Annotated in this window: 13 protein-coding genes and 1 riboswitch; of the genes, 6 read left to right on the forward strand and 7 right to left on the reverse strand. The window is 63.0% G+C overall.

Translation table 11 applies throughout. The annotated features are described in order from the left end of the window. Nucleotides 1-147: 147 nt before the first annotated feature. The 5 genes from C9411_RS12120 to C9411_RS12140 all read left to right on the forward strand — a co-directional run bounded on the left by C9411_RS12120 (nt 148) and on the right by C9411_RS12140 (nt 11,680). Nucleotides 148-1,956, forward strand: a complete 1,809-nt coding sequence (locus C9411_RS12120) for a sodium:proton antiporter (RefSeq protein ID WP_107227121.1) — start codon at nt 148-150, stop codon at nt 1,954-1,956. Between the two features lie 52 nt (nt 1,957-2,008). After that, nucleotides 2,009-2,203, forward strand: a riboswitch (Lysine riboswitch). A gap of 108 nt (nt 2,204-2,311) precedes the next feature. Then, on the forward strand, nt 2,312-3,679 hold the full coding sequence (gene lysC / locus C9411_RS12125) for a lysine-sensitive aspartokinase 3 (protein ID WP_063988521.1): 1,368 nt from the start codon (nt 2,312-2,314) through the stop codon (nt 3,677-3,679). 142 nt (nt 3,680-3,821) lie between these two features. After that, nucleotides 3,822-4,739, forward strand: a complete 918-nt coding sequence (panS, locus tag C9411_RS12130) for a ketopantoate/pantoate/pantothenate transporter PanS (RefSeq protein WP_063988520.1) — start codon at nt 3,822-3,824, stop codon at nt 4,737-4,739. 385 nt (nt 4,740-5,124) lie between these two features. Next, a complete protein-coding gene (locus C9411_RS12135) occupies nt 5,125-6,804 on the forward strand; it encodes a ShlB/FhaC/HecB family hemolysin secretion/activation protein (RefSeq protein WP_107227122.1) in 1,680 nt (559 codons plus the stop codon). A gap of 49 nt (nt 6,805-6,853) precedes the next feature. After that, nucleotides 6,854-11,680, forward strand: coding sequence for a hemagglutinin repeat-containing protein (locus C9411_RS12140; protein WP_107227123.1), 4,827 nt, complete (start codon nt 6,854-6,856; stop codon nt 11,678-11,680). A 49-nt stretch (nt 11,681-11,729) separates the two neighbouring features. On the opposite strand, the gene C9411_RS12145 is transcribed toward C9411_RS12140, so the two are convergent. From C9411_RS12145 to C9411_RS12170, 6 genes are all read right to left on the reverse strand, one after another. Beyond that, a complete protein-coding gene (locus C9411_RS12145; RefSeq protein ID WP_107227124.1) occupies nt 11,730-13,379 on the reverse strand; it encodes a Na/Pi cotransporter family protein in 1,650 nt (549 codons plus the stop codon). Between the two features lie 240 nt (nt 13,380-13,619). Further along, complete coding sequence (locus C9411_RS12150; RefSeq protein WP_063988516.1) at nt 13,620-14,612, reverse strand: ABC transporter ATP-binding protein; 993 nt, start codon at nt 14,610-14,612, stop codon at nt 13,620-13,622. A gap of 4 nt (nt 14,613-14,616) precedes the next feature. Then, on the reverse strand, nt 14,617-15,402 hold the full coding sequence (locus C9411_RS12155) for an ABC transporter permease (protein WP_107227125.1): 786 nt from the start codon (nt 15,400-15,402) through the stop codon (nt 14,617-14,619). Nucleotides 15,403-15,419: 17 nt separating this feature from the next. Continuing rightward, complete coding sequence (locus tag C9411_RS12160; RefSeq protein WP_039569690.1) at nt 15,420-16,265, reverse strand: ABC transporter permease subunit; 846 nt, start codon at nt 16,263-16,265, stop codon at nt 15,420-15,422. Further along, a complete protein-coding gene (locus C9411_RS12165) occupies nt 16,262-17,071 on the reverse strand; it encodes an alkaline phosphatase family protein (RefSeq protein WP_107227126.1) in 810 nt (269 codons plus the stop codon). Before C9411_RS12165 ends, C9411_RS12160 begins: the two co-directional genes overlap by 4 nt. Before the next feature lie 11 nt (nt 17,072-17,082). After that, nucleotides 17,083-18,144 (reverse strand): ABC transporter substrate-binding protein, encoded by a 1,062-nt coding sequence (locus C9411_RS12170; RefSeq protein ID WP_063988513.1) that lies wholly within the window; start codon nt 18,142-18,144, stop codon nt 17,083-17,085. Between the two features lie 193 nt (nt 18,145-18,337). Between C9411_RS12170 and C9411_RS12175 the strand changes: the two genes are divergently transcribed. Further along, the gene (locus tag C9411_RS12175; protein ID WP_107227127.1) at nt 18,338-19,048 is read left to right on the forward strand and encodes a UTRA domain-containing protein; all 711 of its coding nucleotides are present in this window, start codon (nt 18,338-18,340) and stop codon (nt 19,046-19,048) included. Between the two features lie 38 nt (nt 19,049-19,086). Here C9411_RS12175 and metH read toward each other — a convergent pair whose 3' ends face one another. Continuing rightward, nucleotides 19,087-22,782: a methionine synthase gene (gene metH, locus C9411_RS12180; protein ID WP_107227138.1), complete on the reverse strand. Its 3,696-nt coding sequence runs from the start codon at nt 22,780-22,782 to the stop codon at nt 19,087-19,089. Nucleotides 22,783-22,842: the final 60 nt, after the last annotated feature.

Below are 22,842 nucleotides of genomic sequence, written 5' to 3' on the forward strand. Positions count from 1 at the left end.
TGCGATAGGCGCTAACTGTCAACGCATTGCCGCCTCGTTTCAGCTTTCACTCTATACTTTGGGCTAACGGTCTGTTATCGGGGTTACCGAATTGTCATCAGGCTGTGTCATCGTTGCTTATTTCGTCATTTGAAAGGGATCTCGCTTATGGAATTATCCGCCCCGCTTATGTTGGTGCTTATCGGCCTGGCGTCGCTGCTGGCGCAGTGGCTGGCCTGGCTGCTGCGCCTGCCGGCCATTTTGCCGCTGTTGCTGTTCGGCATCGTGCTCGGCCCGACGGTGCATCTGGTGCAGCCGGATCTGCTGTTCGGCGATCTGCTGTTTCCGCTGGTGTCGCTGTCGGTGGCGATCATCCTGTTCGAGGGGGCGCTGACGCTGCGCTTCGAAGAGATACGCGGCCTCGGCGGCGTGGTGCGCAATCTGGTCACCGTCGGCATGCTGGTCACCTTTCTGGTCATCAGCCTCGCCAGCTGGTGGCTGCTGGATTTCCCGCCGGAGCTGGCGGCGCTGATCGGCGCGGTGACGGTGGTGACCGGGCCGACGGTGATCGCCCCGCTGATGCGCGTGGTGCGGCCGAACGCCAACATTAACCAGGTGCTGCGCTGGGAAGGGATCGTTATCGATCCGGTCGGCGCCATCTTCACCCTGCTGGTGTTCGAGTTCATCGTACTGAAGCAGAATGCGGAGTCCTATACCCACCTGTTTTGGACGCTGGGCGTGACCGCCGCCGTCGGCCTGATCGCCGGCGCGGTGTTCGGCTACCTGCTCGGCTTGGCGCTGCGCCGCGTCTGGCTGCCGCGCTACCTGCAGAACCTGGCGGTGTTGGCGATCATGTTGACCGCCTTCGGCGTTTCCAACGCCATCGCCGACGAATCCGGCCTGCTGACCGTCACGGTGATGGGCATCTGGCTGGCCAACATGCGCGACGTGGACACCAGCGATATTCTGGCGTTCAAAGAGGAGCTGTCGGCGATCCTGATCTCGGCGCTGTTCATCATTCTGGCGGCGCGGCTCGATATCCAGGCGCTGTGGAACATGGGCTGGCCGTTGCTCCTGCTGCTGCTGGCGGTGCAGTTCATCGCCCGGCCGCTGTGCATCGCGGTATCGACCTGGCGCTCTTCCCTGCACTGGCGCGATCGGCTGCTGCTGTGCTGGATCGCCCCGCGCGGCATCGTCGCCGCGGCGGTCAGCTCGCTTTTCGCGCTGACGCTGCAGCGCAGCGGCTATCAGGGCGCCGACCGGCTGGTCACCGTGGTGTTCGCCATCATCATCGGCACCGTGGTGCTGCAAAGCCTGACCAGCGGCATGATGGCGCGCTGGCTGCGGGTGCAGCAGCAAAAGCCGCGCGGCGTGCTGATCGTCGGCGCCAACAGCGTGGCGCGCATGCTGGCGCAGGCGCTGATCAAGCTGAACGTGCCGGTGATCGTCACCGACAGCAGTTGGGAGTACTACCGCCAGGCGCGCATGGACGGCATTCCGGCCTACTATGGCCACGCCTACTCCGAACACGCCGAGAACTATCTCGATCTGAGCAATATCGCCCAGGTGTTGGCGCTGTCACCCAACCGCCACCAGAACGCGCTGGCGGTCTACCATTTCGGCTATCTCTTCGGCGAGGATCACGTGTTTGCCATCCGGTCGGGGGCGCCGCTGAAAGGGCGCGGCGCCAGCGCGGAAAGTTCGCGTTTCCGCCGGCATGAAATTTTATTTAATCAGGAAGCCACCTACGGCCGCCTGAGCAGCCTGCTCGCCAGGGGGGCCACCATCAAAGCGACCAAATTGAACGAAAATTTCGGTTGGCTGGAGTATTTGGAAAAACATCAGGGCGTTATCCCGTTATTCAGCCAAAAGGAAGACGGTTCTCTGCACCCGATTGGCGCCGGTTCCACGCCCACGATGCCCTGTACGCTTATCGCGCTGGTACAAGATGAAAATCCCTCACCGTCTGTACGTTGACAGAATGGCGATAACCGGCTATTCCTAACAGCCTACTTGCGCACCCGGTGCGCAAGCCAGAAGAGGCGCGTCGCCCAGGTAGAGTGTCAGAGGAGCCGTTTCTCCGTTGACGGCACCCGAGGGGGAGCGACGCCGAGGTACGATAATGGCCGGCCATTATCGTATCGACTACAGGGGCTGAATCCCCTGGGTTGTCACCAGGGGATCGCCCGCAGGGCGATCGACAAGGTGGGGCGCTTCTGGGTGTATCGTAGCCTGACCTCTACGCCTGCCCCCTGTTTACCGCTCTCCCCTTGTGCCAAGGCTATAGAATTACAGTGCCCCCAAACGGGCATCCCTGACACGAGGTTTCTAGATGAACCAAGCAGCACCCCAGAATTCCACCGTGGTAGCCAAGTTCGGCGGCACCAGCGTCGCCGACTTTGAAGCCATGAACCGCAGCGCCGACGTCGTGCTGGCCAACCCGCAGGTCCGCCTGGTGGTGTTGTCCGCTTCGGCGGGCGTCACCAACCTGTTGGTCGCCCTGGCCGAGGGTTGCGAGGCCGACAAGCGCAATTACCAGCTTGATGAGATCCGCCGCATCCAGTATGCCATTCTCGATCGCCTCACGGCGCCGGCGGTGATCCGCGACGAAATAGACCGCCTGCTGGAAAACATCGCCATGCTGTCGGAGGCCGCGTCGCTGGCCACCTCGACGGCGTTGACCGACGAGCTGGTCAGCCATGGGGAGCTGATGTCCACCCTGCTGTTCGTTGAAATCCTGCGCGCCCGCAACGTGCAGGCCGAATGGTTCGACGTGCGCAAGGTGATGCGCACTGACGATCACTTCGGCCGCGCCGTGCCGGACAGCGCCGCGCTCAGCGAACTGGCCCGGGCGCAGTTGCAGCCGCGCCTGCAGGAAGCACTGGTGGTCACGCAGGGCTTTATCGGCAGCGAGCCGAAAGGCCGCACCACCACGCTCGGCCGCGGCGGCAGCGACTATACTGCCGCGCTGCTCGGCGAGGCGCTCGGCGTTGGCCGGGTGGATATCTGGACCGACGTGCCGGGCATCTACACCACCGATCCGCGCGTAGTGCCGGCGGCCAAGCGCATCGACAAAATCGGTTTCGAAGAGGCGGCGGAAATGGCCACCTTCGGCGCCAAGGTGCTGCACCCGGCCACCCTGCTGCCGGCGGTGCGCAGCGACATTCCGGTGTTCGTCGGCTCGAGCAAGGATCCGGCGGCCGGCGGCACGCTGGTGTGCAACACCACCGAGAACCCGCCGCTGTTCCGCGCGCTGGCGCTGCGCCGCAAGCAAACGCTGCTGACGCTGCACAGCCTGAACATGCTGCACGCACGCGGTTTCCTGGCCGAGGTGTTCAACATTCTGGCGCGCCACAACATCTCCGTCGATCTGATCACCACCTCGGAGGTCAGCATTGCGCTGACCATGGACACCACCGGCGCTACCTCCGTCGGCGGCAGCCTGCTGACCACCTCGCTGCTGACCGAGCTGTCGTCGCTGTGCCGGGTGGAAGTGGAAGAAAACCTGGCGCTGGTGGCGATCATCGGCAACCAGCTGTCGCGCGCCTGCGGCGTGGGTAAAGAGGTGTTCGGCGTGCTCGATCCGTTCAATATCCGCCTGATCTGCTACGGCGCCAGCAGCTATAACCTGTGCTTCCTAGTGCCGGGCGAAGAAGCCGAACAGGTGGTGCGTACCCTGCACCACAACCTGTTCGAATAAGTCATTATCCCCGATTGCGGGCGCAGCACGCTGCGCCCCTGCGTCTAAAAAAATCCGTTCAAAACCTGCAGGGGTTCAGCATGTTGAACCCGCATAAAACACAACCACACCCACCGTTCTCAATCTGGCTAAGGAAACCTGCATGTTGGCACTACTCACGCGTTTATTCCCCCTGTGGGCGATACTGCTGTCCGTCGCCGCCTATTACACGCCGACCACCTTTACCGGCATCGGCCCCTACGTCAGCCCGCTGCTGATGCTGATCATGTTCGCCATGGGCGTCACGCTGCGGCTGGACGACTTCAAACGCGTGCTGGCGCGCCCCGGCCCGGTGGCGGCCGGCATCTTCCTGCACTATTTGATCATGCCGCTGGCGGCCTGGATCCTGGCGATGCTGTTCCGCATGCCGCCGGATCTGTCCGCCGGCATGGTGCTGGTGGGCAGCGTGGCCAGCGGCACCGCCTCCAACGTGATGATCTATCTGGCCAAGGGTGACGTGGCGCTGTCGGTCACCATCTCGGCGGTCTCGACGCTGGTGGGAGTGTTCGCCACGCCGCTGCTGACCCGCCTGTACGTCGACGCCAAGATCAGCGTCGATATCATGGGCATGCTGCTGAGCATTCTGCAGATCGTGGTGATCCCGATCGGCCTGGGCCTGATCGTCCACCATACCCTGACCAAGGCGGTGAAACGCATTGAGCCGCTGCTGCCGGCGCTGTCGATGGTGTGCATCCTGGCGATCATCAGCGCGGTGGTGGCGGGCAGCCAAAGCCACATCGCCTCGGTCGGTCTGGTGGTGATCGTCGCGGTGATCCTGCACAACGGTATCGGTCTGCTGAGCGGCTATTGGGGCGGCAAGCTGTTTGGCTTCGACGAATCCACCTGCCGCACGCTGGCGATCGAGGTCGGCATGCAGAACTCCGGGCTGGCGGCCACGCTGGGCAAAATCTACTTCTCCCCGCTGGCCGCGCTACCGGGCGCGCTGTTCTCGGTCTGGCATAACCTCTCAGGTTCGCTGCTGGCGGGTTATTGGTCCGGCCGCCCTATCAAGAAAAAATAAACCGCCTGTAGGGACGCAAACAATTGCGTCCCTTTTCTTTCCTGCGAAATTTCGTATTTCCCACTGGTCGGATTGTCATAATTCTCCTCATCCCCTATCATCCGTGAAAAATAAAAATTCAGATTCTTCCTATCCATGCCGATAATGTTGGCAAGAGGAAGAGACGCTCCACTTTTTTTAATTAATTAAGTCGCCAGGGTTGCCCACCATAAAAGAAGCAGCCTAATTATTATTTAGATCTATACCCACCGTCTTATTTGCTGCGGCAAATCAAGATACCTCGCAATGTGCATGTCGCTCATTATTTCGGGCCGGCCGTCGGCCGCCCGTGGTTTACCTCATGGATTGGGCTGGCTGCCCCGGCGGCCTCTCATAATGGATTACAATGATAAAAAAAATCACCGCCTTGACGCTGCTGGTCAGCACGGCCCTTTCCGCCGAAACTCTGCCGGACTCTCACATGATGCGGGATATGTCGATGGGGGAGTCGCGCCGCGCGCTGCAAGACAGCACGCGTGAAGTCAACCAGTTGATTGAGCAACGCCGCTATCAGCAGCTGAAGCAGCAACGCTTGCTGGCGGAACCGGAACCGGCCGCGCCCGCCCTGCCGCAGTCCGCGCAGTGCCTGCCTATCGCCGGCGTTTATCTGCAGGGCGTTACCCTGCTCTCGCCGGCCGATTTATCCGCTCTGAGCGCGCTGCCGGAACAATGCATCAGCAGCAACGATATCAATCGCCTGACCCGTGAATTAACGCGCCTTTATGTGCAAAAAGGCTATATCACCGCGCGCGTGCAAATTGTTCGCCCTAATTCACAGGGAGAATTGGGGTTAAGCGTCACCGAAGGATTCATCGAAAAAATAGAAGGCGGCGATCGCTGGGTCAACAGCCGTTTATTATTTCCGGGGCTGGAAGGCAAGCCGTTGAAATTAACCGAACTCGACCAGGGATTGGATCAGGCCAACCGTTTGCAATCGAACACCACCAAGCTGGATATATTGCCCGGCCGCCAGGTTGGCGGTTCGGTCATTCGTTTGCGCAATCAGCATGCCAAGCCCTGGCTGATTACCGTCGGCACGGATAATTACGGCCAAAAAAGCACCGGCCAGTGGCTGGCTCGCGCCACCGCCACGCTGGACAGCCCGTTCGGCCTGTCGGACTTCGTCAGCCTGAATGCCAACAGCACGCTGGAAAACCCGGCTCATCGCTATAACCGCGCCTATACCCTGCTCTATTCGCTGCCGTACGGCGCGTTCACCTTCAGCGGATTCGCCAGCTTCTCGTCCTATGAGAACCACCAGCAGCTGCCGCACAACGTGGTCAAACTGCACGGCCAGACCCAGCAGTACGGTCTGCGCAGCGACTACGTGTTTTACCGCGATCACGATCAGATAGACAGCCTGAGCGGTCAGTTGACCTACAAGCGCATCGACAACTACTTCGAAAGCGTGCGCCTCGAGGTCAGCAGCCCCACCCTGACCCTGGCCGAACTGAGCGCCAGCCACCTGCAAATTCTGCCCAACGGGGTGTTCAGCGCCAACCTCAGCGTCGAACAGGGCCTGCCGTGGCTGGGGGCCGGTCGCCACCCAAGCTCGGTGCACCTCGACAGCCAGTTCACCAAAGGCAAGCTGTTCGCCAACCTCAGCCAGCGCCTCCAACTGGGTGACGCCACCTATCAGCTCAACAACCTGTTCTACGGCCAGTACAGCCGCGACCCGCTGCCCGGCGTGGAATGGCTGAGCCTTACCGATCGCAGCGCCGTACGCGGCTTCAGCCGCAGCACCCAGTCCGGCGACAACGGCTGGTATCTGCAGAACACGCTGTCGCGCAGCTTCAATCTGGGCGCCACCACGCTGACGCCGCGCCTCGGCGCCGACGTCGGCCGCATTTTGCCGCGCCAGGACAGCTCGGGGTGGCGCAGCAGCGCCGGCCTGAGCAGCGGCGCCACGTTGCGCTATCGGCAAACGCTGGTCGATCTCGAGGTCAGCCGCGGCTGGATCTTGTCGAATCACGCCACGCCGGAAGATCCCGTTCAGTTACTGGCGCGCTTTTCTTACACCTTTTAATTAATCAGCAGTTTTGCAGGACCCCACGGCAATATACGGAGAGACATGGATGAAAAATAATAACTTCAGGCTTTCAGCAGCGGGCAAACTGGCCGCCGCACTGGCGATTATTCTCGCCGCTTCCACCGGCGCCTACGCCGCGGAGATCGTGGCAGCCAATGGCGCCAACGGCCCCGGCGTTTCCACCGCCGCGACCGGCGCGCAGGTGGTCGACATCGTCGCGCCGAACGGCAACGGGCTGTCGCACAACCAATACCAGGACTTTAACGTCAACCAGCCCGGCGCTGTGCTGAACAACTCCCGCGAGGCGGGGCTGTCGCAGCTGGCCGGCCAACTGGGCGCCAACCCCAATCTGGGCGGACGCGAAGCCAGCGTGATCCTCAACGAAGTGATCGGCCGTAACCCTTCTCTGCTGCACGGCCAGCAAGAGATCTTCGGCATGGCGGCCGACTACGTGCTGGCCAACCCGAACGGCATCAGCTGCCAGGGTTGCGGATTCATCAACACCAGCCGCTCCTCGCTGGTGGTCGGCAACCCGCTGGTGGAGAACGGCCTGCTGCAGGGCTACAGCACTCTGGATAATCGCAATACCCTGAGCCTCAACGGCACCCTGAACGCCAGCGGCGTGCTGGATCTGATCGCACCGAAGATAGACAGCCGCGGTGACGTGATCGTGCAAGACTTCACCCATCGCAACGGCAGCGTGACGCCGGCGGCGATCAACGCCATCAGCGGGCTTAACCGCGTGGCGCGCGACGGCAAGGTGCTGGCCAGCGTACAGCCGACCACCGCGCTGGACAGCTATTACCTCGGCAGCATGCAGGCCGGGCGCATTAACATCATCAACACCGCACAGGGCAGCGGCGTGAAGCTGGCCGGCACGCTGGCCGCCGGCGACGAGCTCAAGGTGAAAGCCTACGATATTCGCAGCGAAAGCCGCGTTGACGACGCCAGCAGCAACCGCAACGGCGGCGAGAACTACCAGAACTACCGTGGCGGCATCTACGTCAACGACCGCAGCAGCAGCCAGAAGCTGACCCGCACCGAGCTGAAAGGCAAGAACATCAGTCTGGTGGCGGATAACCATGCGCACCTCACCGCCACCGATATTCGCGGCGAAGACATCACGCTGCAGGGCGGCAAGCTGACGCTCGACGGTCAGCAGCTGAAACAGACCCAGGGCCACACCGACGACCGCTGGTTCTACTCCTGGCAATACGACGTCACCCGTGAGCGCGAGCAGCAGCAACAGGCAGGCAGCACCGTCGCCGCCAGCGGCAACGCCAAACTCGTCAGTACCCGGGAAGACGTGAACCTGTTGGGTGCCAACATCAGCGCCGACCGTGCTCTGAGCGTCAAAGCGGCGCGCGACGTGCACCTCGCCGGGCTGGTGGAGAAGGATAAGTCCACCGAGCGCGGCTATCAGCGCAACCACACTTCCAGCCTGCGCACCGGCAGCTGGAGCAGCAGCGATGAAAGCGAAAGCCTGAAGGCCAGCGAACTGCGTAGCCAGGGCGAACTGACGTTGAAAGCCGGTCGCAATGTCTCCACACAGGGCGCCAAGGTCCACGCCCAGCGCGATCTGACGATCGATGCAGACAACCAGATCCAGGTCGGGGTGCAGAAAACCGCCAACGCCAAAGCGGTGCGCGATGACAAAACCTCCTGGGGCGGCATCGGCGGCGGCGACAACAAAAACAACAGCAACCGTCGCGAGGTCAGCCACGCTTCCGAGCTGACCAGTGACGGCACCCTGCGCCTGAACGGCCAGCAGGGCGTCACCCTCACCGGCAGCAAGGCGCGCGGCAAGGAAGCCGGCCTGGTCACCGCCACGCAGGGCGGCCTGCGCATCGACAACGCGCTGAGCACCACCGTGGACAAAATCGACGCGCGCACCGGCACCGCCTTCAACATCACCAGCAGTTCGCACAAGGCCGACAACAGCTACCAGAGCAGCACCGCCAGCGAGCTGAAGTCTGATACCAACCTGAAGCTGGTCAGCCGTAAGGATACCGACGTCATCGGCAGCCAGGTCGCCAGCGGCGGCGAACTGAGCGTGACGTCGCAGACCGGCAACATCAACGTCAAGGCCGCCGAACAGCAGCAAAAACTCGATGAGCAGAAGACCGCGCTGACCGTCAACGGCTACGCCAAAGAAGCCGGTGACAAGCAATACCGCGCCGGTTTGCGCATCGAACACACCCGCGACAGCGAGAAAACCACCCGCACCGAGAACCACGGCGCCACCCTCAGCGGCGGCAGCGTGAAGCTCGAGGCAGACAAGGACGTGATCTTCAGCGGCTCCAAACTGGTCGCCGACAAAGGCGACGCCAGCGTCAGCGGCAACAAGGTTTCGTTCCTGGCGGCCGAAGATAAAACCACCTCGAACACCGAGCAGACCAAGATCGGCGGCGGTTTCTACTACACCGGCGGCATCGACAAGCTCGGCAGCGGCGTGGAAGCCGGCTACGAGAACAGCAAAACGCAGGCGCAGAGCAGCAAGGCGGTCACCTCCGGCAGCGACGTCAAAGGCAACCTGACTGTCAACGCCCGCGACAAGCTGACCCAGCAAGGCGCGCAGCACAGCGTCGGCGGCGCCTATCAAGAAAACGCCGCGGGCGTCGATCACCTGGCCGCTGCCGACACCGCCAGCAGCACCACCACCAAAACCGACGTCGGTGTGAACATCGGCGCCAACGTCGATTACAGCGCCGTGACCCGCCCGGTCGAGCGCGCGATCGGCAAGGCGGCCAAGCTGGACGCCACCGGCGTCATCAACGACATCGGCGGCATCGGCGCGCCTAACGTGGGCCTGGATATCGGCGCTCAGGGCGGCAGCAGCGAAAAACGCAGCAGCAGCTCGCAGGCGGTGGTCAGCTCGGTGAAAGCCGGCAGCATCGACATCAACGCCACAGGCGAAGTGCGCGATCAGGGCACGCAGTATCAGGCGAGCAAAGGCGCGGTCACGCTGACGGCGGACAGCCACCGCAGCGAAGCCGCGACGAACCGCCAGGAAGAGCAGAGCCGCGACACCCGCGGCAGCGCCGGCGTGCGCGTCTACACCTCCACCGGCAGCGATCTGACCGTAGACGCCAAGGGCGAAGGCAGCACCCAGCGCAGCAACAGCAACGCCAGCCAGGCGGTGACCGGCTCGATCGATGCCGCGAGCGGCATCAACGTCAACGTGAAACAAGACGCGGTCTATCAGGGCACCGCGCTGAACGGCGGCAGCGGTAAAACCACCGTCAACGCCGGCGGCGATATCCGCTTTGATCAGGCCAGCGACAAACAGAGCGAGAGCCACAGCGGCTTTAACGTCAAAGCCTCGGCGAAGGGCGGTTTCACCGCCGACAGTAAAAACTTCGGCGCCGGGTTCGGCGGCGGCACCAACAACGGCGAAAGCGACAGCAGCACCGCGCAGGTCGGCAACGTCAGCGGCCAACAGGGCGTGGAACTGAAGGCGGGCCGCGATCTGACGCTTAAAGGCACCGACGTCAAAAGCCAGGGCGACATCACCCTGAGCGCGGGCAACAAGGTCGCGCTGCAGGCGGCGGAATCGACCCAAACGCGTAAGGAGAACAAGCTGTCCGGCAATATCGATCTGGGCGCCGGCAGCAGCGACAGCAAGGAAAAAACCGGCGGCAGCCTCTCCGCCGGCGGCGCCTTCGACATCGCCAAGGTGAATGAGTCCGCGACCGAACGCCAGGGCGCCACTCTCGCCTCAGACGGCAAGGTCACCCTGTCCGCCAACGGCAAAGGCGATGACGCGCTGCATCTGCAGGGCGCCAAGGTCAGCGGCAGCAGCGCCGCGCTCGAGGCGAAAAACGGCGGCATCCTGCTGGAGTCCGCCAAGAACGAGCAGCACAAGGACAATTGGAGCCTGGGCATTAAAGCCAACGCCAAAGGCGGCCAAACGTTCAATAAGGACGCCGGCGGCAAGGTCGATCCGAACACCGGCAAAGACACCCATACGCTGGGCGCCGGTCTGAAGGTCGGCGTGGAACAGCAGGATAAAACCACCCACGCCAACACCGGCATCACCGCGGGCGACGTGGCGCTCAACAGCGGTAAGGACACCCGCCTCGCCGGGGCGCGCGTCGATGCCGACAGCGTACAGGGCAAGGTGGGCGGCGATCTGCGCGTTGAAAGCCGCAAGGACGTCGAGAAAGGCGTGAAGGTGGATGTGGATGCCGGGCTGAGCCACAGCAACGATCCGGGCAGCAGCATCACCTCCAAGCTGTCGAAGGTGGGCACGCCACGCTACGCCGGTAAGGTGAAAGAGAAACTGGACGCCGGGGTGAACAAAGTGGCCGACGCCACCACCGACAAGTACAACAGCGTGGCGCGCCGCCTCGATCCGCAGCAGGACACCACTGGCGCGGTCAGCTTCAGCAAGGCCGACGGCAAAGTGACGCTGCCGGCAACGCCGGCCGGCGAGAAACCGCAGGGCCCGCTGTGGGATCGCGGTGCACGCACCGTCGGCGGCGCGGTGAAAGACAGCATCACCGGGCCGGCGGGTCGCCAGGGACAGCTCAAGGTCAATGCCGACGTGGTGAACAACAACGCGGTCGGTGAGCAGTCGGCGATTACCGGTAAGCACGGCGTGGCGCTGCAGGTCGGCGGCCAAACCCAACTGACCGGCGGCGAGATCCGCAGCCAGCAGGGCAAGGTGGAACTGGGCGGCAGCAAGGTCAGCCAGCAGGACGTCAGCGGCCAACGCTATCAGGGCGGCGGCCGCGTCGATGCGGCCGCCACGGTAGGCGGGCTGTTAGGCGGCGCGGCGAAGCAAAGCGTCGACGGCAACGTACCGTTCGTCAGCGGCCATGCTTCAACTCAGCAGGCGGACGCCAAAGCCGGCGTGTTCAGCGGCAAATAACGCGCCTCTCCTGCACAACGCCCCCGATGAAAACCGGGGGCGTTTTTTTTTACAGCGTGCTCGGGGTGTCTTCCCAGTCGCGATCGTCATCCTTGGCATCCTGGTCCAACACGTTGTAAGCCACGGCGCAGAACAGCGAGTTCAAACGCTTCATGTCCCCCAACAATCCCAAATGCAACGAACTGGTCTCGATACTCTGCACGTTTTGCTGGTGCAAACGATCGACGTGCGCGTGCGCGTAGCGGCGATCCAGAATACGGAAGCGGTGCTTGGAACGGCGCAGGCGCTTGGCGCTGGTGACGTCGCCGGACAGGAACACCGACAGCCCCAGGCGCAGGTTGCCGATCAGCCGTTCGTGCAGCCCGTCCAGCTCCGCCAACCCTTCCGCCGAGAAGGCGCGGCGCGCGGCGTGCGACTTGGCGCCCACGTCGCCGGCCATGCGTTCGATGATGTCGCCCGCCTGTTCCAGGTTAAGCGCCATTTCGATGATCTCCGCCCAGCGGCGCGAGTCTTCCTCACCCAGGTCTTCCTTCTGGATCTGCGCCAGATACAGCTTGATGGCGGTATACAGCACGTCGACGTCATCGTCGAGGCGCCGCACTTCTTTATCCACGCCTTGCTTGCCGTGCAGCACTTCGCGCTGCAGGATCATCATGTGTTCCACCACGTCGCCCATCCGCAGCGTTTCGCGCGCCGCGTTGGCCAGCGCCAGCGTTGGCGTATCCAGCGCGCTGGCGTCCAGATGGCGCGGACGCATGCGCGGATCGTCGGCGGCCACGTCGACGATCAGCCGTTCGCACAGCGTCGCCATCGGTCCGGCCAGCGGGATCATCACCAGACAACGGATCAGGTTGTAGAACACGTGGAAGTAGATCACCAGCTCTTCGCTGCCGCCCGGCAGTAGCGCCATCACGTCTGCCAGATAGGAGACGAACGGCAGCACCAGCACGCAGCCCACCAACTTGAACAGCAGGCTACCGAGCGCCACGCGCCGCCCGGCGGCGTTCTGGCCGCTGGCGTTGATCATCGCCAACAGGCCGCTGCCGAGATTGGCGCCAATCACCAGGCAGAGCGCCACCTTCAGCGAGATCACGCCGGTGGCGGTCAGGGTGGCGGTCAGCAGCACCGCCGCCAGGCTGGAATAACTGACGATGGCGAACAGCGCGCCGGTCAGGGCGTCCAGCATCACGTCGCCGGTCAGCGACGAGAACAGCACTTTTACCCCGGCCGCCTGCGTGATCGGCGTGGCGGCGGCCACGATCAGCTCCAGCGCCAACACGATCAGCCCAAGGCCGATCAAGACGCGCCCGATCTGGCCGATCCGCATCTGCTTGCGGCTGAGGAACAGGAAGACGCCGACCAGGATCAGCAGCGGCGACAGCCAGGAAAGATCGAAGGTCAGCACGCGCGCCATCAGCGCGGTGCCGACGTCGGCGCCGAGCATGATCACTAGCGCAGGCGCCAGCCCCACCAGCCCCTGCGCGACGAAAGAGGTCACCAGCAGCGCCGTGGCGTTGCTGCTTTGCACCAGCGCGGTCACGCCGATGCCGGAAACGAACGCCAGCGGCTTTTTCTCAACGCTGTCGCTCAACACGCGCCGCAGATTGGCGCCGTAAACCCGCATGATCCCGGTGCGCACGATGTGGGTACCCCACACCAACAGCGCCACGGAGGAAAGCAGGTGAAGAAGGGTCAGCACGGAAGATACGCTCCATTAACGCCCGGCCAAAGGAGGTTGATACCCGATGCCAGTCAGGCGGTGCGGACGGACGGAACGGTTCTGTTCGCCTTAGCCGCAGCCGGTAGGCCAAAAGATGACGGGTACAGCGCGCGGTCCCGCCTGCCGGGCGTAGGTCTGGCAGGACAGCGGGCGGGCGGCAGACCGCAGAAGAGAAGGGTTAATGCGGCGGCGGAAAGGCCCCGGCGCCGCGCTGCGAAGTCATGCAACTTCCCGCAATACAACAGGTTCCAAGTGTAGCCCAATTTCCGCGCCGTCGGGCCGCAGGTCGGCCACCGACCGGTTTAGCACGTCAACCAGCAATTCTACACCGCGAACCTGAATCCGATAGCGTACCACATTCCCGAGCAAACTGTGGCCCAGGATCACCCCGTCGATCCCCTGCCCGGCCGGCAACAGGCCAATCGATTCAGGGCGGATCGCCACCTTGCCGGCATAGCTGCGCCCGGTCAGCTGGGCGGCCTGTTCGGCGGTCAGCAGGTTATAGTTACCGATAAACCCGGCGGCGAAGGCATCCGCCGGCTGGGTATACAGGGTTTCCGCATCGCCGCTCTGCACGATCTGCCCCTTGTTCATCAGCACGATGCGATCCGACAGGGTCAACGCCTCTTCCTGATCGTGGGTGACGAAGATCGCCGTCAGGTTCAGCTCGCGCTGAATGCGCCGGATCTGCTCGCGCAGGTGTTTGCGGATGCGCGCATCCAGCGCCGACAGCGGTTCGTCGAGCAGCAGCAGACGCGGACGGGTGACCAGCGATCGCGCCAGCGCCACACGCTGACACTGGCCGCCCGACAGCTGATGCGGATAGCGCTTCGCCAGATCGCTCAGCTCCACCAGCGCCAGCACCTCCTGCACCCGCTGGCCGATCTGCCCGGCCGCCAGCTTCTGCATTTTCAGGCCGAAGGCCACGTTGCCTTCCACCGTCATATTGGGAAACAGCGCATAGCTTTGGAACACCATGCCGATGCCGCGCTTTTGCGGCGCCAGCGGCACCAGATCCTGGCCCTGCAGCAAAATGTGCCCGCTGTCGACCGGGGTCAGGCCGGCCAGGCAGCGCAGCAGCGTCGATTTGCCGCAGCCGCTCGGCCCCAGCAGGGTGACGAACTCCCCCTCTTCGGCGGTGAAATCGATATCCTGAAACACCTGGGTCTGGCCATAGTGTTTGTTCAGGCGGGTGACGTTGAGATAAGCCATCGGGTTAACCCTTGTTTTTATTCAGCAGGTTCGCCAGCCAGGTGACGAGCAGCACCACGGCGAAATAGGAGATGACCAGCGCGCTGGTGAAATGCCCGCTGCCGTTGCGCATGTTGAACAGGTAAACCTGCAGCGTTTCATACTGGCTGCCCACCAGCAGGTTGGCGAACACGAACTCGCCGATCAGGAACGAGAACGACAGCAGCACGGCGATCATTCCGCCCTTTCGCAGGTTCGGCAGTACCACCCACAGCGCCGCCTGCCAGGTACTGGCGCCGAGCAGGTGCGCGGCGTCCATCAGATCGCGCAGGTTGATCGCCTGCATGTTATTGCTGATGGCGCGGTAGATAAACGGCAGCGCGATGGTGAAATAGCAGCCCACTAAAATCCACGGAGTGCCGAGCAGCGGCAGCGGATCGGCGGCGAACAGCTGCATCAGCCCCACCGCCGACACCACCGGCGGCACGGCGAACGGCAGCAGAATCAGTACGTTCATCACCGCGTCCAGCTTGGGGAAGTAGTAAGCGATCACAAACATCGCCGGCAGGATCACCACCACCGACAGCAGCAGCGTGCCGAAACAGATCAGCAGCGAGTGCCACAGTGCCTGCAAAAAGCGCGGGTCGTTCCACAGCGCCGTCAGCCACTTCAGGGTAAAACCGTCCGGCAAAATGGTGGCCCCCCACTGGGTGGCCAGCGCATAAATCAGCGTCGCCGCCAACGGCAGCAGCAGGATCAGCAGCAGCAGGCCGGTCACCGTGCGATGGTACAGGCGTTCAGCATGCGACATGGACACTCTCCATCCGGTTACGAGCGCGCATTGAGGTAGCTCCTGCGCAGCATCCATTGGTGGATCACCGTGATAAACGCCATCATCACCACCAGCAGCATCGCCAGCGCGCTGGCCAGGTTCGGATCGAGGGAGATGTCCCCCGCCACCAGCGCCGAGATACGGATCGGGATCACGTTGAAGTTGCCGGTGGTCAGCGCGTAGACCGTAGCGTAGGCGCCCAGCGCGTTGGCCAACAGGATGACAAAGGTGCCCATCAGCGCCGGCGCCAGCACCGGCAGGCCGATATGCCGCCAATAGCGCCAGGGGCCGGCGCCGAGCAGCGCCGCCGACTCGCGCCAGTCGGCGCGCAGCGCGTCGAACGCCGGATACAGCAACAGCACCCCCAGCGGGATCTGGAAGTAGGTATACAGCACGATCAGGCCGCTCTTCGAATAGAGGTTGAAACTCTCCATCAGACCGTATTTGCGCAGCAGCAGCGTCAGGCAACCGTTCAGCCCCAGCAGGATGACGAAGGCGAACGCCAGCGGCACCCCGGCGAAGTTGCTGGTCATGTTGGTGAACGACATCACGAAGTCATGAAATCGGGTCTGGCCGAGCTGGCGCAGCGAGTAACTGCCCACTAACGCAATCAGCAAGCCGTAGACGCTCGACCACAGCGAGATCTCCAGCGAGAACTGAAAGGCCTGCAGGTAGAACGGCGAGGTGAGGATATCGACATAGTTGCCCCAGCCCCAGCCGCTGCTCTCGCTGAAAAAGCTGTGAACGGCGATCCACACCAGCGGGGCGATCTGAAACGCGCCGAACAGCACGATAAACGGCAACAGGCACAGCGCGGCGATCCATTTGGTTTTGCCGTTCATCGCGCATCCTGGGCCAACAGCGCCCGACAACGCGGCTTGTCATGCGCCACCTGCAGCAGATCGCAAATCGTGCCGCACAGCTCGGTTTGCTGCGGATCGGCGTCATCTTGGCTGAACCCCGCCCCGAACACGAACAGCGGTACCTGGCGCTCTTCCGGCAACACGCCACCGTGGCTGCGATCGTCGTTCATGCCGTGGTCAGCGGTGACCAGCACCTGATAACCGGCCGCCAACCACTCAGGCAGGTAGCGCGACAGCGAACCGTCGGCGCGCCGCGCCGCATTGCGGTACTGCGGCGAAGAGAGGCCGAAGCGGTGCCCGGCGTCGTCGATGTTCATCGGGTGGACCATCAGGAAGTCCGGCTGATGACGCTGGCGCAGGCTTTCGGCGTCGTCGAACAGATGGCTGTCGGGGTAGCCGTCGTCGTAATAGAAATGCCCGTGCTGGATCGGCAGCTCGGGGGCGTCGGTATGGCGGTCGCGCGCGGCGTCGAACGGCGTGCGGTTATACAATTCGCTGAACCAATGATACGCGGCGGCGGCGGTGGTTAGTCCGGCGGCGCGCGCGTAATGAAACACGCTTTGTTGATGAGACAGGCGCGAGACGTGATTATGCACCACGCCGCTCTCCACCGGCGTGACGCCGGTGAGGATGCATTCATACAGCGGCCGGGAGAGCGAGGGCAGCTCGCTCTCCAGCAGGTACAACCGTCCGCGTCCCGCCGCGCATTCGGCCTGCAGATAGCCCATGGCGTCGTGCGCCACCCGGTAGTTGAGGCCGTCCAGCAGCACGAGGATCGTTTTCATGGTGCGTTAACTCACTGCTGCATAAACATAATGACGTTTTCCTGCCACAGACGCGGCAGCGCTTTGGCGCTCTGTTCCCAGGCCGCCGGATCGGCGATCGGGTGCGCGTTCTTGTACTGCTCGGCCGGCAGCAGCTTGGCCTTGACGTCGTCCGGCAGCGTCAGATGCTCGGCGCGGATCGGGCGGGCATAGCCGCGCGCCAGGTTGATCTGGCCGGCGTCGGAGAAGATGTATTCGCGCGCCAGCTTGGCGGCGTTCGGGTGCTTGGCATATTTGTTGATGATGGTGGTGTAGCCGGAGGTGATCGAGCCGTCCGACGGGATCAGCACTTCAAAGCGGGTTTTGTCGATCTGGTCGCGGTAGTTCAGGCCGTTGAAGTCCCACACCACGCCGACCTGCACTTCCCCTTTCTCCAGCGACGCGATCACCGGGTTGCTCAGGCTCAGGCGGCCGGCCTTGGCCAGCTTGCCGAAGAACTCCAGACCCGGCTTGAGGTTTTTCTCGTCGCCGCCCATGGCGTAGGTGGCCGCCAGCACGCCGCTGGCCGCCTGCGACGCGGTGCCGACGTCGCCGATGGTGACCTGATAGCTGCCCTTCAGCAGATCGGCCCAGCTGTGCGGGATGTCTTTCACCTGCTGCTTGTTGATGATGAAGGCGATGGTGCCGGTGTAAGCCAACGCCCAATGACCATCTTTGTCTTTCGCCCAGTCCGGCACCTGATTCCAGGTAGAGGGTTTGTACGGCTGCGTCACGCCCTTCTGCACCGCCACCGGGCCGAAGGCCGCGCCGACGTCACCGATGTCCGCCGTCGCGTTGTTCTTTTCCGCATCGAATTTAGCGATCTCCTGTGCGGAGCTCATGTCGGTATCGACATGCTTCAGGCCGTATTTGCTCAACAGATCTTGCCAGGTGCCTTTCCAGTTGGCCCAGCTGTCCGGCATGCCGACGCTGTTGACTTCGCCTTCTTTTTTAGCGGCCTGCTCCAGCGCCGCCAGATCGGTATCCGCGGCCCAGCTCATCTGGCTGGATAACACGATGGCACTGGTTAACACAGAAGCGCACAAACGTTTCATAACTGATGCTCCAGGTGGTAGTGTGGGGATGGCTGGACTAGTCCAGCAAGGACCAAACCAATCTAACGGACGAATGTGATAATTATATGTCAGCTTAAAAAAGCGACAGTTTTATCACCCATTGCAACGGCGAAAACGCGACGCTGGTCTACCTTAAGGGAGGCCAAACGCACTGAAACGGGACACCCGCTGTATGAGTGAAGCACCGACGACCGTCGCGACCATCTGCCAAACGCTGAACGCCCGCATCACCGCAGGCGAGTTTGCCGTGGGCGGCAAGCTGCCCTCCGAACGCGCCCTGAGCGAACAGTTCGCCACTACCCGCATTACCTTGCAGGAGGCGCTCGGTCAGTTGGAGGCGCAGGGCGTCATCTACCGCCAGGTGCGGCGCGGCTGGTTCATCTCGCCCCCACGTCTTATCTACAACCCGCTGCAGCGCAGCCATTTTCACGCCATGGCCCAGCAGCAGGGGCGCGCCGCCCATACCGAAGCGATCGACAGCGCGGTAGTCACGCTCGACGCGCCGCTGGCCAACCGCCTGGCGCTGCCCCCCGGCGCCGAGGTCTATCGCATTCGCCGGCTGCGTTACATCGACGGGCGCGCGGTGCTGTACTGCGAGCACTACCTCAACCCGGCCTATTTCCCCGGCATTCTGGACGAAGATCTGACCCAGTCGCTGACCGCACTGTACGCCGCGCGCTATGGCATCCACTACGGGCGAGTGCGTTTCGACATGCTGCCCACCCTGCTGCCGCAGCAGGCCGCCGCCATGCTGAAGGTGACCTACGGCAGCCCGGCGCTGTTCATTACGCGGGTGAACCGCGATCAGCACGACCGGGTGATCGATTGTGACCTGGAGTATTGGCGTTACGATGCGCTGCACATCGACGTGGAAGCGCTGTAAATGACAAGGGCGCATCGCTGCGCCCTTCAAAGAGGAAATCAGTCGGCATCGTAGCCGAGGTTAGGCGCCAGCCAGCGTTCGACCTCGCTCACGCTCATCCCTTTACGCACCGCGTAGTCCTCCACCTGGTCGCGCTGGATCTGCGCCACCGCGAAGTACTTGCTCTCGGGATGGCTGAAGTACCAGCCGGACACCGCCGCCCCCGGCCACATGGCGAAGGACTCCGTCAGCTCCATGCCGGTGTGGCGGTTGACGTCCAACAGCTGCCAGATGGTCGCTTTCTCGGTGTGCTCCGGGCAGGCCGGGTAACCCGGCGCCGGCCGGATGCCCTGATAGTTTTCGCGGATCAGTTCCTCGTTGCTCAGGCTCTCATCGGCGGCATAGCCCCAGTGCAGCTTGCGCACCTGCTCATGCAGGTATTCGGCAAAGGCCTCCGCCAGGCGATCCGCCAGCGCCTTGACCATGATTTTGTTGTAATCGTCGTGCTGCGCGTCGTACGCCGCGGCCAGCGCGTCCTCCTCCAGCCCGCCGGTCACCGCAAAGGCGCCGAAGTAGTCGGCCTTGCCGCTGCTTTTCGGCGCCACGAAGTCCGCCAGGCAGTAGTTCGGGAAGTCGGTTTTTTCCGTCTGCTGACGCAGATGGCGGCTCACCGCCAGCACCTCGTCACGCTGCTCGTCGCGGTACACTTCCACGTCGTCGCCGACGCGGTTGGCCGGGAACAGACCGTAAACGCCGCGCGGGTTGAGGCTGCGCTCGGCGGCCAGCCGATCCAGCATCTGATTGGCGTCGTGGAACAGGCGCTTGGCCTCTTCCCCCACCACCTCGTCTTCCAGGATGCGCGGGTATTTGCCCGCCAGCGACCAGGTCATGAAGAACGGCGTCCAGTCGATGTAGTGGCGCAGCGTCTCGATGCCGGCCGCCACCGGGAATACGCCAAGCTGCCGCGGTGCCGGCGGCTGATAATCGGCCCAGTCCAGCGCCATGGCGTTGGCGCGCGCCTTCTGCAAATCGACCGGCGGCGTGCGCGGCTTTTTGCGTGCGTGCTGAATGCGCACCGTTTCATACTCTTTGCGGGTGCGCGCCACAAACTCGTCGCGCTGGGTGGCGGACAGCAGCGCCGACACCACGCCCACGGTGCGCGAAGCATTCTGCACGTAGGTGGTCGGGCCGCTGTAGTTTTGTTCGATCTTCACCGCCGTGTGCGCCTTAGAGGTGGTGGCGCCGCCGATCAACAGCGGCAGGGTAAAGCCCTGGCGCTCCATCTCTTTGGCCACGTTGACCATCTCGTCGAGAGACGGGGTGATCAGGCCCGACAGGCCGATGATATCCACGTTCTCCTCGCGCGCGGTGCGCAGGATTTTCTCCGTCGGCACCATCACGCCCAGATCGACGATTTCATAGTTGTTGCACTGCAGCACCACGCCGACGATGTTCTTGCCGATGTCGTGCACGTCGCCCTTCACCGTCGCCAGCAGGATTTTTCCCGCCGTGGAGCCTTTCTGCTTGCTGGCCTCGATGTACGGTTCCAGGTAGGCCACCGCCTGCTTCATCACGCGGGCGGATTTCACCACCTGCGGCAGGAACATCTTGCCCTCGCCGAACAGATCGCCGACCACGTTCATTCCCGCCATCAGCGGCCCTTCGATCACTTCGATCGGGCGTTCGGCCTGCTGCCGCGCTTCTTCGGTGTCCAGCTCGATAAACTCGGTGATGCCCTTCACCAGCGAATATTCCAGCCGTTTTTCTACCGGCCAGCCGCGCCATTCGGCCTGCTGCACCGCCACGTCATTATCTTTGCTGCCACGGTATTTTTCGGCCAGCTCCAGCAGGCGTTCGGTGCCGTCCTCACGACGGTTGAGGATCACGTCCTCCACCGCGTCGCGCAGCTCGGCGCTTAAATCGTCATAAATCGCCAGCTGCCCGGCGTTGACGATGCCCATGTCCATGCCGTTGCGAATGGCGTGATACAGGAACACCGCATGGATCGCTTCACGCACCGGATCGTTGCCGCGGAACGAGAACGACACGTTTGACACCCCGCCGGAGATCATCGCGTGCGGCAGGTGGGTTTTGATGTCGGCGCAGGCTTCGATAAAGTCGACGGCGTAGTTGTTGTGTTCCTCGATGCCGGTAGCGACGGCGAAAATATTCGGGTCGAAAATGATGTCTTCCGGCGGGAAGCCGACGCGTTCGGTCAGAATGTTATAGGCGCGGCGGCAGATCTCGAACTTGCGCTCGCGGGTGTCCGCCTGGCCCACTTCGTCGAACGCCATCACCACCACCGCGGCACCGTAGCGGCGCACCAGTTTGGCGTGATGGATAAAGGCCTCTTCGCCTTCCTTCATCGAGATCGAGTTGACGATGCCCTTGCCCTGAATGCACTTCAGGCCTTTTTCGATTACCGACCACTTGGAGGAGTCGATCATGATCGGCACCCGGGCGATGTCCGGCTCACCGGCGATCAGGTTGAGGAAGCGCACCATCGCCGCTTCGGCGTCGAGCATCCCCTCGTCCATGTTGATGTCGATGATCTGCGCGCCGCTCTCGACCTGCTGGCGCGCCACGTCGAGCGCCTCGTTGTATTTCTCTTCTTTGATCAGGCGCTTGAATCGCGCCGAACCGGTGACGTTGGTGCGCTCGCCGACGTTGACGAACAGGGTGTTGGCGTCGATGGTCAGCGGCTCCAGACCGGCCAGGCGGCAGGCAACCGGGATCTCCGGCAGCCGGCGCGGCGGCACGCCCTCGACCGCCTTGGCCATCGCGGCGATATGTTCCGGCGTGGTGCCGCAGCAGCCGCCGATGATATTGAGGAAGCCGGCCTGCGCCCACTCCCCGACCTGGCGCGCCATCTCGGCCGCATCCAGATCGTACTCGCCGAAGGCGTTCGGCAAACCGGCATTCGGGTGCGCAGTGACGTAGGTCTCCGAGATGCGCGCCAGCTCGGCGACGTACTGACGCAGTTCGTCCGGGCCCAGGGCGCAGTTCAGGCCAAAGGTCAGCGGCTTGACGTGGCGCAGCGAATTGTAAAACGCTTCGGTGGTCTGGCCGGACAGGGTCCGGCCGGAGGCGTCGGTGATGGTGCCGGAAATCATGATCGGCAGTTCCACCCCCAGCGCTTCGAATTCGGTTTCCACCGCAAAAGCGGCGGCCTTGGCATTCAGGGTGTCGAAGATGGTTTCGATCATGATCAGATCGACGCCGCCCTCCACCAGCGCACGGGTCGATTCGCGGTAAGCCACCACCAGCTCATCGAACGAGATGTTGCGGAACGCCGGATCGTTGACGTTCGGCGAGATGGACGCGGTGCGGTTGGTCGGCCCCAACACCCCGGCGACGTAGCGCGGTTTTTCCGGCGTGCGCGCCGTCCACTCATCGGCGCAGGCGCGCGCCAGACAGGCAGCCTGATAGTTAATCTCGGCGGACAGCGACTCCATGTGGTAGTCGGCCATGGCGATGGAGGTCGAGTTGAAAGTATTGGTCTCAAGGATATCGGCACCCGCCTCGAGATAGGCGTAATGAATGGCGGTGATCACTTCCGGCTTGGTCAGCACCAGCAGATCGTTATTGCCTTTCAGATCGCTGCGCCAGTCGGCAAAACGCTCACCGCGGAAATCGCGCTCCTCCAGACGGTAGCTCTGGATCATGGTGCCCATGCCGCCGTCCAACACCAAAATGCGCTGCGCTAACTGGCGGCGCAGTTGTTCTACTCGATTCGTCACTGTAACCCCTTCCATTGCCATCCAGCCCATTGCTCAACTGCCGCAAAAACCAACGAGTCATCCTAGCACAGCTTG

The organism is Serratia sp. Nf2 (assembly GCF_003028435.1).
GTDB lineage: Bacteria > Pseudomonadota > Gammaproteobacteria > Enterobacterales > Enterobacteriaceae > Serratia > Serratia marcescens_L.